Annotated in this window: 9 protein-coding genes; 2 read left to right on the top strand and 7 right to left on the bottom strand. The window is 51.9% G+C overall.

The window, feature by feature from the left end:
• Positions 1–71: 71 nt before the first annotated feature.
• The 6 genes from ACJJIM_RS01495 to hrpA form a co-directional block, all read right to left on the bottom strand.
• The gene (locus tag ACJJIM_RS01495; protein ID WP_413664484.1) at positions 72–1250 is read right to left on the bottom strand and encodes a PP2C family protein-serine/threonine phosphatase; all 1179 of its coding nucleotides are present in this window, start codon (positions 1248–1250) and stop codon (positions 72–74) included.
• A gap of 38 nt (positions 1251–1288) precedes the next feature.
• Positions 1289–2191, bottom strand: coding sequence for an MlaA family lipoprotein (locus ACJJIM_RS01490; protein WP_413664483.1), 903 nt, complete (start codon positions 2189–2191; stop codon positions 1289–1291).
• Positions 2192–2318: 127 nt separating this feature from the next.
• Positions 2319–3089 carry an HvfC family RiPP maturation protein gene (locus ACJJIM_RS01485; protein ID WP_444912161.1) on the bottom strand — a complete coding sequence of 257 codons (771 nt, stop codon included), beginning with the start codon at positions 3087–3089 and terminating at the stop codon, positions 2319–2321.
• A complete protein-coding gene (locus ACJJIM_RS01480; protein ID WP_444913381.1) occupies positions 3070–3915 on the bottom strand; it encodes an HvfB family MNIO-type RiPP peptide maturase in 846 nt (281 codons plus the stop codon). Before ACJJIM_RS01480 ends, ACJJIM_RS01485 begins: the two co-directional genes overlap by 20 nt.
• 88 nt (positions 3916–4003) lie before the next feature.
• Positions 4004–4303, bottom strand: a complete 300-nt coding sequence (locus ACJJIM_RS01475; RefSeq protein ID WP_108731896.1) for an HvfA family oxazolone/thioamide-modified RiPP metallophore — start codon at positions 4301–4303, stop codon at positions 4004–4006.
• 239 nt (positions 4304–4542) lie between these two features.
• A complete protein-coding gene (hrpA, locus tag ACJJIM_RS01470; protein ID WP_444912160.1) occupies positions 4543–8457 on the bottom strand; it encodes an ATP-dependent RNA helicase HrpA in 3915 nt (1304 codons plus the stop codon).
• A 165-nt stretch (positions 8458–8622) separates the two neighbouring features.
• On the opposite strand from hrpA, the gene ACJJIM_RS01465 reads away from it, so the two are divergent.
• Positions 8623–10116 carry a peptide MFS transporter gene (locus tag ACJJIM_RS01465; protein ID WP_413664480.1) on the top strand — a complete coding sequence of 498 codons (1494 nt, stop codon included), beginning with the start codon at positions 8623–8625 and terminating at the stop codon, positions 10114–10116.
• Positions 10117–10128: 12 nt separating this feature from the next.
• Complete coding sequence (locus tag ACJJIM_RS01460; RefSeq protein WP_444913380.1) at positions 10129–11376, top strand: amidase family protein; 1248 nt, start codon at positions 10129–10131, stop codon at positions 11374–11376.
• A gap of 16 nt (positions 11377–11392) precedes the next feature.
• Here ACJJIM_RS01460 and ACJJIM_RS01455 read toward each other — a convergent pair whose 3' ends face one another.
• A complete protein-coding gene (locus tag ACJJIM_RS01455) occupies positions 11393–12574 on the bottom strand; it encodes a vWA domain-containing protein (RefSeq protein WP_108731893.1) in 1182 nt (393 codons plus the stop codon).
• Between the last annotated feature and the right edge of the window lie 7 nt (positions 12575–12581).

Here is a 12581-nt window from a genome sequence, read left to right as displayed (position 1 = left end):
CAGACTGACAAGTGCGATAAAGCACAAAATTCGACTTCATAGTCGAAGACTATCGATAGAAGTTTTAGGCATTACTGGCGGCCTAAAGTGAGAATCGTAATATCGTCCGGAAGGGCACCAAAAGTATCCATTTTTAGAGACTGACAGAGTCTGTCGAGTTCTCCCCCACTCTCTGAAATAGCCTGCAAAAGCTGGGCCTCTTTATCGAGCAGATCACCCTGTAATAATTCAAGTACACCGTCTGAACAAGCGACCAGGCGCCAAGCGGGCGGCAGCTCAGCACGCATCACTTGCCAATCACCCCGTTCAAAAATACCCAGGGGACGCCCTTTTCCCGGCAACCAGTCTGCACCCGCCTCACTAACCAGAGCCGGCATCGGTATTTGCCCGGCGACGGCATAGTGCAACTGCCGGGCACTACTATCCACAACCCCGACAAACATACTGGCGTGCTTGCCCAATTTTGTGGATAACAACTCGCCATTGACCAGATTAAGGACATCCAACAAGTCATCACTTAGGGAGTCCAGCTGGGCAAATAAGGGGCGCTCCCGCAAGCGATGCATAATGCTGTGCTTAATCAGGGCAGTAACTAACGCAGAAGAAACACCATGGCCCGACACATCGACCAGGTAAAAGGCTACAAAGCGCTCACCGAACAAGCCGTAATCAACAAAATCACCGCTCAGGTACAGGGAGGGAACCAGCCGGTAGGATGCTTCCACACCGCTGGGGTAGTGATAGGGGGTACGGGGAAGTAAATGCTGTTGCAGTAAACGGCCAGCTTCCTGGTCTCTGCGCAGCAGCTCCACATGATCCCGCAGTTCACTGTTGCGACGCTCCAAGGTCACTTTATATTCGCGATTCTGCTTCGCCAGGTTTTCTTCACCGCTGATACGGCAGATCATGCGATCAATAGCCGCCGCTTCTTCCAGGGGTTTAACCAGGTAGTCTTTGGCTCCAAGGCGCATCGCTTGGAGTACATCATCGGCAGCACTGTCTGAGGCAATAATTACCGCAGCCACTTCTGGGGCTATGCGCTTTATCCGCCGCAACACTTCCAGCCCACTCATATCCGGCAAATAGCGATCAATCAATACGATATGGAAAGCACCGGGGCTGAACTGGCCGATGCCATCTTCCCCGTTGTTGGCAACACTTACCTGGAAGCCAAAACGCGAAAGCGCCCCTCGCAAAAAATTGCGGGAGCGCTCATCGTCGGTTAGCACCAGGCTACTGGGGCCGGCCATATAAAGGCTCTAAAAAGTTATCTGCCCTAGGTGACAAATCAGTAGTCGGAAGCCTCTTCCACTTCACCCTGATCAATTGCCTCTGCGGCCTCTTCTTCGGTTTGAACATCCATTTCACCATCGACAATCAAATAGTCGCGGCGCTGCAGGTAAGCATCCCGCAAGAGTACATAGCGATCACCATGCAACAGGGACTCCGCTTGCAGCAGGCTGGCGCGGCTCTGAATGATATCTGTCCCCTTCAATGCATATTTGGTCGCGTCGTCATTTACATAGGTCAAGGGGTTGGTGTAGTAATCCACGACCCTGGCTGGGGTATCCCGTACAGTGGACGGACCCAGTAGCGGTAAAACCAGGTAGGGGCCAGAAGGCACTCCCCAAACAGCCAAGGTCTGGCCAAAGTCCTCGCCATCACCCTGCTCGAGACCCATGTGCTGGGCAACATCCAGAATACCGACAATACCTACCGTGGAATTCACCAGGAAACGACCCGCGTCATTGCCCGCTTGGCCCCATTTACCCTGCAGAACATCATTAAAAGTATTGGTAACTTCGCGCAGATTGTCGAAAAAGTTGCTGACACCGTGCTGCACGAAAATCGGGGTAATTTGGCGATAGCTGACAGCGGCGGGCTTCAACACATAGCGATCTGCACCATCGTTGAAGGAGAATATGGCCCGATTAAAACCTTCCCAGGGGTCGCGAAGTGATAAATCTTCGCCCTCGGCACCACCAAATTCATCGGCAGGATCAAAGCCGTACTCATCCTCGAGAGACAGGCCCCCGTCATCGGCACTGGCATCCTCTGCTCCGCTGGTATCTACCGCAGCCGGGTTTTGAGCTGCACCACCAAACGGATCTTGTTGCGCTAGCGCCCCTACTGGAGTAACAGCTATCAGAGTTGCCATTAACCAGGGCGATAAAGTTTTGCTTCCAAGCACAACCCTGCTCCTCTTATATCAAACTAGTGAGACCAAGGATTCTAACGCCCTAGTAATTCGTAAGCTACCCTCGGCAGCATAGCAGCTGGGATTTGCCAAAGATAAAGGAGTTTCAGGCAATCACAGGCTAAGCCTTTAAACCGGCAATAACCCCTTTATTCAGTAGTTTTTCTAATAAATCGGCACCAAAATCAAATAAGGAGTCACGACTAATATTGGGTAATTCCTGAGCCATCTGTTCCAATATTTGTAAGCCGGTGTAATCGCCCGCAGAGACCAACTGCAACAATCTGGCGGTGACGGCATTGATCTCCATAAAATTCACTTTGTCGGAACGATCCCGGTAAACGAAAAGGAACGTCGGTACCTCCGGCGGCTCTTGGGGCTGAAAATCCGGCCCCAACCGATGCACTGGGTAGCGGTAGCTGAGGCTCCAAACGAGGGGGGAAACTACAGGAACTTGCTGTAAAACATCCCCCTCTATCGCCAGCCCTTCCGGTAATTCCACATCACTGACATCTAAAGCCAACTCTACCCACTCGTAGTGGGCAAGCTCCAACAGGAACGGAGGATCTTGTGGTTGTTCTCCCCGTTCGTTCTGTAAATATGAGAGAAACTCTTCACTGATCTGCAAAAAATACGGGCTAACGGATGTATGTTTGTGGACAAAATCACGCACCATTTGATGCCAGTCTTCGTCGCTATAAAGACTGCGCAATACCGGGAATCCACTGGCAACAAAGGACTCAATATTGTTGTAAATCAAATCTCGATAAATAGCGACACGCCGGTCCTCAATTTCTGCCGGCGGCGCAACTTGATCCGGTGCGCGCAAATGGGCAGCAAAGTCCCGCTGCACACTTTTGAATGTCTCGGGCTTATCGACGACTGAGGACATAATTCTCTTCCACCTGGTGACTGGCCTGAATGGTTTTAATATGTCCTACTTCTTCAAGTAATTTGGGAATCGGCGGAATATTAAAATCCCGCTCAAGTAGCGTCGGCATCACACCGTGAATATCGTAGGCGCGATCGAGTAGTTCCCACACAGGATCAATAACCGGTGCACCATGGGTGTCCACCTTTAAATCCTCTGCCTCATCATAGTGCCCGGCAATATGTACGTAGCGAATTCTTTCAGTAGGTAGTGCAGATAGAAAGTCCAGCGCATCGTAGCGGTGGTTAATCGAGTTTACATAAATATTGTTCACGTCCAGAAGCAAATCACAATCGGCCTCTTCCAGCACCGCATTTAAAAAAGCCAGTTCAGTCATCTCCTGGCCCGGCGCCGCATAGTAGGAGACATTCTCCATTGCAATCCGTTCTTCCAGTGCGTCCTGGACCATACGGATTCGCTCGGCAACATACATCACCGCTTCTTGCGTAAAGGGAATGGGCAATAAATCGTACAAATGGCCGTGATCTGAGCAATAACTCAAGTGCTCACTGTAACCGCGAATATTGTGTTGCTTGATAAATTTTTTAATGGCTGCAACCAATTCCATATCCAATGGTTCTGGTGCACCAATCGAGAGAGATAAACCGTGAACTAAAAAGGGAAAACGCTCTGTATATTCCTTAAACCAGCGCCCATAGCGACCGCCAACACCAATCCAATTCTCGGGCGCTACCTCCAGAAAATCTACGGCATCTGTATCAAGGTTTTCACCCATCATTGAGCGGCGCAATCCAAACCCAGCGCCTTCTACGGAAAACTCGCGCAACACTTTCAGGTCTCACTTTTTTCAGCGATCAATAAAAAACAGGGTGGATCGCTAAAGCGTATCCACCCTCTTTGAGTACAACGAAAAATTACCCGCCACACTTACCTTCGCCGCACTTACCTTCTTTTTTCTTGCCTTCGCCGCACTTACCTTCGCCGCACTTGCCTTCTTTTTTCTTACCTTCGCCGCACTTGCCTTCGCCGCACTTACCCTCTTTCTTTTTATCATCACCATCGTGATCAGCCAGCGCCACGTTGTAGCCTGAGCTCAGGTCTGCTGCGGCAAAGGGGTTAGCATTGCTGTTGGCAGCAGATACATTCATAGCGGCAGTGGCGATAAACGCTGCGCCAACTGCGGCGGCTACAGGGGAAAGGTGCTTCTTGTTCATAGTGAATCTCCTAACTAGGTGTCCTTAGCAATAAAAAGTACAAGAGACTTTTTTCCACTCCGCAGAAGTATAATGCTGCGAAACAAAAATCAGTCATTGAATAGAACCCGCCACAAAATAACCGGTATCAAGGGGTCATTCTGGGCTCCAGGCCTGCTTTCAGTACTTCTGTCGGGCTCTCCATCAAATTCTTACACTTGATCAAAATTTTTTTTGTGATCTCTTTTCCATAGAGAAAATCAACCAAGCAAACCTTTCCCATCAATTTCTGCCCATGACTTGCTTAAGCGCTTGGATGACACCGGCATCAGGGTTTTTAGAGTCTGCGCGAATAAGGAAACACGAAATTCCTCCAACATCCAGCGAAACTCACGCAATTCTGCCTCTGCAGAGAGTTCTCTGGGTGAATATTTCTCCACTTGCGCCAAGTAAGGCTCCGCCGCCTTCTGGTATTCAACTTGCAGTTTTCGGTCACGGTTAGGGTCGAGAGCGGCCTTTTCCAAGCGCATTGCAATCGCCTTCAAATAGCGACCGTACTGGCGCAGCCATGACAGCGGAGTATCAAACAGGCATCCTCGGTAGAAGAGCCCAGCCAGTTGCTGCTGGATATCCCCCACCGCCATTGCGACCGCCAGGTTTTTCTGCTGCTTGATTTGTTTGCGCAGGGGCACCAGCTGGGCCAGGGCCTTGACCAACAGATCACCAATCTCCTGGGCCACCCCCACCAAGTCACCGTCATTTTCCAAAGCGGCCAGGAATTCAGCTTCGGTGCGCGGCAACTCCTCTTTGGGCCAGAAAACTTCGCGCACGGCTGCCATCAGGATGTCGTCAGCTACCTCCTCACGGCGCCCCAGATCCGCTGCAGAAAGCCCCAGCTCCTTGCCTCGCAACAGCTCTTTGCGCAGATACTTCACCTTCTCCGGCAAGTGCAACAGAGTCAAACGGCAAATACCGGCGCGAGTAAGCCTGCGAGCCTCACTGGGGTTATCCAGTAGCTTCAGGGAAACACTGTCTTTTCCTTCAACCAGCGCGGGGTAAGCCCGCACCTTGAGCCCGCCCTGGTTGAGAGTGTGGGTCTCTGGAAGATTACCGAAGTCCCAGCGGGAAATACCCTCCCGCTCAAAACTGTCGCCAGCTGTTGCCAGCCCCTGCTGTACCCGATCCCGGTAGCGCGCCTGCAATAGGGCCAAATCCCGATCTTGATCCAGCAATTTACCGCCTTCATCCATTACCTGGATATTGAAACGGTAATAATCTTCCAGGGCCTGTTCCGCAGACTCCCACACCTCATCTGGCAACTGCTGTGCTGTCTGGCGCTTCAGCTCCAGAGCCAACGACTGCCACAACGGGGTATTGTCTGCACGCAGTCGGGGCAAAGCCTTATCTATCGCAGCTGGCACTGGCACAAAATACTTGCGCCACTGCTTGGGCAGGGCTTTTACCAGAGCGATGCACTTGTCCCGCAAGATGCCCGGCACCAACCAGGAGAGGCGAGCTGCCGGCACCTGGTGCAGCGCTGCAACCGGCACCTGGATACTGACGCCATCATCCACACTGCCAGGCTCAAAGTGATAGCTGAGCGGATAGACAATACCGCCCGCCTGCAACTCATTGGGGAATTGGGCCTCTCCCACATGATCGGCACTCTGCTGCATCAATAAGTCGCGGGGAATAAACAGCAGCTGTGTATCGCTGGATTCCGCTTTCTTGCGCCAGTGCTCAAATCCAGCCAGGTTGACGATATCCGCCGGGATACGCTCATCAAAGAAACGGTACACCACTTCATCATCCACCAGAATATCCCGGCGACGGGATTTGGCTTCCAGCTCTTCCAGGGACTTCAACAGGTCGAGATAGTGCTTATAAAACCGGCCCTTACCGCGATAGCGTTGCTCCACCAGCGCCTGGCGAATAAACACTTCCCGAGAAGTTTGCGGGTCCAATTTGCCGTAGGGAATTCGACGTTTTTCCACCAGCACCAAACCGTAAAGGGAGACCTTCTCAAAGGCCATCACCTGTCCGGAGCGAGCGTCAAAATGGGGTTCAAAATAATTGCGCTTAACCAGATGCTGCGCAGCGGCCAATATCCACTCGGGTTCGGCCTTGGCTACGGTATGGGCGAACAGGCGGCTGGTCTCCAGTAACTGGGCAGACACCACCCAGCGGGGAGGTTTTTTAAATTGACCGGAGCCTGGGAAAATATGGAAACGACGGTTGCGGCAGCCGTTAAACTCCTTGTTTTCATCCCGCGCGCCAATATTGCCCAGCAATCCAACCACGATGGCTCGGTGTATCGCTTCGTATTCCGCCGGCTCTTTGTTTTCTTTAACTTCGAGATCGCGACAAGCTACGCGCAACTGATGGTGGATATCTCTCCACTCACGCATACGCAGCCAGGACAGGAAATTTTTCTGGCACCACTTGCGCAACTGATTTTGACTCAGTTCCTGACGCTGGACTTCAAAGGCATCCCATAGCTGAACGAAGGATAAAAAATCCGATTGTTCATGCTGCCACTGGCGATGCTTTTCATCCGCAGCCTGGCGTTTTTCTGCCGGGCGCTCGCGCGGGTCCTGCACGGCCAGAGCGGCGACAATAATCAAGAGCTCCCGCGCACTGCCATTCTCTGCCCCCGCCAATAACATACGGCTCAGGCGCGGGTCTAAAGGCAACCTAGATAGGGATCGCCCCAATTTAGTGACCCGGCCCTGCTCATCTACCGCCTGTAATTCCTGCAGCAATTTATAGCCGTCATTAATCAGTCGTGGGTCCGGCGGATCGACAAATGGAAACTCGCGGATATCACCGATACGCAACTGCAACATTTGCAGAATGACTGCGGCCAGATTCGTGCGCAGGATTTCCGCATCGGTAAATTCTGGGCGCTGCTCAAAATCCCGCTCTTCATACAAGCGCACACAAACGCCGGCGCTGACACGGCCACAGCGACCGGCACGCTGGTTGGCGCTGGCCTGGGAAACCGGCTCTATAGGCAGCCGCTGAATTTTACTGCGGTAGCTGTAGCGGCTCACTCGTGCAGTACCCGGGTCGATCACATAGCGGATACCGGGCACCGTAATAGAGGTCTCTGCCACATTGGTAGCGAGTACAATGCGACGGCCTTTATGGCCATGGAAAACTTTGGCTTGCTCCGCAAGGCTCAAGCGGGCATACAAGGGCAGCACTTCCAATTGCGCTATCTGTGCATCGCGCAAAGCCTTGGCGCACTCGCGGATTTCCCGCTCGCCGCTCATAAATACCAGGATATCCCCACCGCGCCGACTGCTGGACTTTTCCTCGTGCAGCAACTCCTCCACAGCAGTGACCACCTGCTCGTAGAGATCTGCATCCGTATCCGCTGCGGGGCGATAGTGAACTTCCACCGGGTAGGTACGACCGGAAACCTCGATAATTGGCGCATCGCCAAAGTGCCGGGAAAATTTTTCTAGGTCGATGGTGGCCGAGGTAATTATCAGTTTCAGGTCAGGGCGCTTGGGCAGTATGGTTTTCAAATAGCCCAACAGAAAATCAATATTAAGGCTGCGCTCATGGGCCTCATCGATGATCAAAGTATCGTATTTATTTAACAGGGGATCGCGCTGAATTTCAGCCAGCAGGATACCGTCTGTCATCAGTTTGACGTGGGTATGCTCGGTGCTGTGGTCGGTAAAGCGCACCTGGTAACCGACGGACTCTCCCAGGGGCTGCCCCAGCTCCTCAGCAATTCGATTGGCTACAGTGCGCGCGGCAATCCTGCGCGGCTGGGTGTGGCCGATCTGGCCATAAATTCCCCGGCCCAGTGACAGGCAAATTTTTGGCAACTGAGTGGTTTTACCAGAACCGGTTTCACCGGCAATCACTACAACCTGATTTTTCTCGATCTGCTCGGCGATTTCCTCCCGCCGCGCTACCACTGGCAACGACTCCGGCCACTGCACTTCCGGCAACTTGCGCCGGCGCTCCTCCACCAGGGTCTCAGACGCTTGGAGCTGCTGCTCCAATTGGGCCAACATGCGATCTACCGGCTTGCCCTCTTTCTGGCGCCGGCGCACATTTTTGACAGTCCTGCGCAACCCATAGCGGTCACGCCCCATGGTCGCGGAGATTCGGGCCTGCAGCGCCCCCAGTACTTTTTCTGCTTCGGTGTGACTCATAATTCGTACAGCAATGGCAAACGCGGGATTATACCCCCTGAGCACCGCAGGGCTATCAAACCTTATTGTGGCGCTCATCTATACTGGTGCGAATAGCACTTCTTCTGAGGGGCACGGCCTTTACGCTGGTGCAATTCCTCAGGGTCATACCTTGCGAGCAGTACTATGCAAGAGATCAAACCCAAGCCCCCCGCCAGCGCAGGCCAGCTGTTTGGCCACCCCAAGGGACTCTTCCTGTTGTTTGGTACTGAGATGTGGGAACGTCTCAGCTACTACGGCATGCGTGGTATTTTTGTCTTCTACCTGACCTCTACAGCGACTGCCGCAGTCTTCGGCTGGGAACAACTGACCGATACCGAATTGCAATCCAAAGCCCTCAGCTATCTGGGCTGGTATGCAATGCTGGTCTACCTAACCCCCATTATTGGTGGTTGGATGGCAGATAATCGCTGGGGCCAGCGCCGCTGTATTATGTTCGGCGGCACCTTGATGATGCTGGGGCAGTTCGCCCTGGGATTCCCCCACGGTTGGCTGCCAAATGGCAGCCAAATTTATATGCTATGGATCGGGTTGGCATTGCTGATTATCGGCAACGGTTTCTTCAAGCCAAATATCTCTACCATGGTCGGGGACCTCTATGAAGAGGGTGATCACCGCCGGGATACCGCTTTTACCATTTTTTATATGGGCATCAACCTGGGCTCAATCCTCGGTTACCTGCTGGTGGGCTGGATTGGGGAAAAGGTGGATTACCAGCTGGCCTTTATCGTCGCTGGCCTTGGCATGTTAGCCGGCCTAATCCTGCAGATGACCCAAGCCAAGCGCTACCTGGGAGAAATCGGTGTAGAACCTTCTGCGCACCTGGAACTGAAAGACAAGAAAGATGAGGACGTCGATAAGCGCCGCCCTTTGACTCAGGAGGAGCGAGACCGCATCAAAGTTATTTTGGTTTTGGGCGTGTTTATCGTGATTTTTTGGGCTGGCTTTGAGCAGGCTGCCGGTTCAATGAACTTATTCGCCAAATATCGAACCGACCTGAATGTGCTGGGGTGGGAGATTCCCGCCAGTTGGCTGCAGATGGTAAACCCTCTGTTTATTATTATCCTCGCGCCAATTATGGCCAGTATTTGGGTAGGCATGGGAGACCGGGAACCCAGCTCACCGGCCAAATTCAGTTTGGGACTGGTTTTTCTCGGCGTGGGATTCTTATCCATGTGCGGTGCCGCCCTGCAAATTGGCGATTCAGAGACCATTAAAGCGAGTATTTGGTGGCTGGTATTTGCCTATATTTTCCACACCATTGGCGAACTTTGCCTATCGCCAATTGGGCTCTCTGTCGTAACTAAATTATCTCCGCTGCGCTATTTATCCCTGATGATGGGGCTTTGGTTTGCCTTTATTGGTATTGCCAACAAAGGAGCCGCAGAGATCGGTAAACTCGTTGGTGTATCCGGTCCACTCGCAACCTTTGGCGGAGTAGCCCTGGCCGCAATTATTGCCGGAATTATCCTGTACTTTATTCGCGAGAAACTGGTGGACTGGATGCACGGTGCAGAAGAGGTTCACGTAAAGGTGGGCGAAACCACCAAGGAGGAACTGAGCATCACCGCCGATCACGACGGTGTACCGCCGAAGCATTTTAGCGGTAATGACAAATAAGGGAGCCAACCCATAAAAGGCGTATTTTGCGAGCACGGACCTCGCTCTTTAACGTTATCAGATTCCGGACCGCTAACAGGCGTACGTTTAGCAGTCAAAGATCTCTTTCAATTGAAAGGGGAGAAAAATACGGCAGGCAGCCCCGAGTGGTTCAATACTCACCCCCCAGCCAATAAAACTGCACTCAGCTTACAGCAATTACTGGAGGCCGGCTCAACCTTTATTGGATTTACTCTCCTTGATGAACTCGCCTACAGCATGCAGGGGAGTAATTTACATTACGGTTCTGCCGACAACCCTAAACTGCCCGGCTATTTTTGTGGGGGTTCCTCTATGGGATCGGCCGCCGCCGTGGCCTCAGGAACAGCCGATATTGCCTTAGGCACCGACACCGGCGGATCGGTGAGGGTACCTGCAAGCTATTGTGGTTTATTCGGCATTCGAACCAGTCACTCACTTATTCCTACCGACGGTGTTATCGGTTTAGCACCCTGCTTTGATACTGTCGGTTGGTTTAGTCAAACTCCTTCATTACTTGTAGACGTCGGCAAAATTCTCATCCCGTCACAGCACTTGTCCACAAATAAAGTAACCCGCCTGGTTATTTGCCCCGAGATCAGTCAACTGGCAGATACGCCCATTCAAGCAGCAATCCAGGAATTTATTCCTACATTAAATAATCAATTTCCTATCTGCGAGATTAAACACCTGTCTGATATTGAATTACTCGGCGAACTGGCGGGTGTATTCAGAATTTTGCAGGGCCGCGCCATCGCCAATACCCACGGAGACTGGTTGCGAAAATACCGGCCAGTATTTTCAGAGGACATCGCCACAAGAATTACTATGGCCCTATCAATTACCGACGATGAGATATCCTGGGCCAACGAAAAACGACAACAGTGGTGCAAGTTGATGGAAACATTACTACCGGACAACAGTAGCGTTTTACTAGTACCAACCACCCCCACAACCGCAATTAAGAAAGGGACCGATAGTGAATCCAGAAAATTACAAACAAATCGCCAGCGACTATTGGGTTTAACCGCTATTGCAGGGCTTTGGGGCGCCCCCCAGTGTCATCTGCCGTTGTTTTCTATCGTAGAAAATGGGATTAATACTGGGGGAAAAGAGATAGAGAAACCCAGTGGCTTCTCATTGATAATGACTCCACGAAGCGATTTTTCGCTTCTCTCTCTAGTTGAACAACTAACAAAATCCCTCGAAGGAATAGCAGGCAGCACCTACGGTGCTACCTGAAAAAGCGATCAGCCTTTTAACGCCCTTTAACCAAATAAGCGATGGCTCGATCCAACCCCTCCAGGGTCATCGGATACATATGCCCGTCCACCAGTCTCTGGGTCATACCGATACTGGGGGTATATTGCCAGTACTCCTCTCCTACAGGATTCAACCAGATCAGGTTACTGTAGGTATCGGTAACACGCTCCATCCAGGCCGCACCGGGCTCTTCATTCATATGTTCGACACTGCCGAAACGACTGGTAATTTCGTAGGGCGCCATAGACGCATCGCCGACAAAAATTACTTTGTAGTCCTTGCCATAGGTGCGCAGTATTTCCAGCAGCGAGGTATTTTCGCTATAGCGCCGCTGGTTGTCTTTCCACACATGCTCGTAAACAAAATTGTGGAAATAAAAATATTCGAGATGCTTGAACTCGGAACGACAGGCGGAGAACAGTTCTTCACAGACGCGCACATAGGGGTCCATAGAGCCCCCTACATCGAAAAAGATCAGCACCTTAATCGCATTATGTCGCTCCGGCACCATTTGAATATCCAGTAACCCTGCGTTGCGTGCAGTAGAGGAAATGGTGTTATCCAGATCCAGTTCCTCTGCGGCACCGGTGCGGGCAAATTTGCGCAACTTGCGCAGAGCCACCTGGATATTGCGGGTGCCCAGACTGATACTGTCATCCAGATTTTTAAACTGGCGCTTCTCCCAAACCTTTGACGCCGAGCGATTGCGCCCCTTACCACCCACACGGATACCGCCGGGATGATAACCACTATTGCCAAACGGGCTAGTGCCGCCAGTACCAATCCAGCGATTACCACCGCTGTGACGTTTCTTCTGCTCCTCTAGACGCTTTTTAAATTCCTCCAGTAGTTTTTCCAAGCCACCGAGGCTTTGCACCTGGGCCTTTTCCTCTTCGGTCAGCTGCTTCATAAATTCTGCACGCAGCCAGTCCTCGGGAATCATTTGCTCGACAATGTCGTCGAGGGTCTCAAGGTCCTTAAAATAGGCGTCGAAAGCGCGATCAAATTTATCGAAGTGCTTCTCATCCTTGACGAGGCAAACGCGGGCAAGGAAGTAAAATTCCTCAAGGTCGGCAAATACCAGGCGCTGCTGTAATGCCTCAAGCAGGGCCAGCAGTTCGGTGATGGTTACCGGTAATTTATAGCGGCGTAAATTCTGGAAAAAGCCAATCAGCATAATAATT

This window comes from Microbulbifer maximicatervae (SeqCode) (assembly GCF_052467615.1).
Note: the sequence above shows the minus strand (reverse complement) of the source record. Positions and strands in the feature narration are given on the sequence as shown.

Excerpts from the sequence above, each read along its gene's own strand:
- hrpA (WP_444912160.1), bottom strand. The coding sequence starts at position 8,457 with ATGAGTCACACCGAAGCAGAAAAAGTACTGGGGGCGCTGCAGGCCCGA.
- ACJJIM_RS01495 (WP_413664484.1), bottom strand. The coding sequence starts at position 1,250 with ATGGCCGGCCCCAGTAGCCTGGTGCTAACCGACGATGAGCGCTCCCGC.
- ACJJIM_RS01485 (WP_444912161.1), bottom strand. The coding sequence starts at position 3,089 with ATGTCCTCAGTCGTCGATAAGCCCGAGACATTCAAAAGTGTGCAGCGG.
- ACJJIM_RS01475 (WP_108731896.1), bottom strand. The coding sequence starts at position 4,303 with ATGAACAAGAAGCACCTTTCCCCTGTAGCCGCCGCAGTTGGCGCAGCG.
- ACJJIM_RS01455 (WP_108731893.1), bottom strand. The coding sequence starts at position 12,574 with ATGCTGATTGGCTTTTTCCAGAATTTACGCCGCTATAAATTACCGGTA.
- ACJJIM_RS01465 (WP_413664480.1), top strand. The coding sequence starts at position 8,623 with ATGCAAGAGATCAAACCCAAGCCCCCCGCCAGCGCAGGCCAGCTGTTT.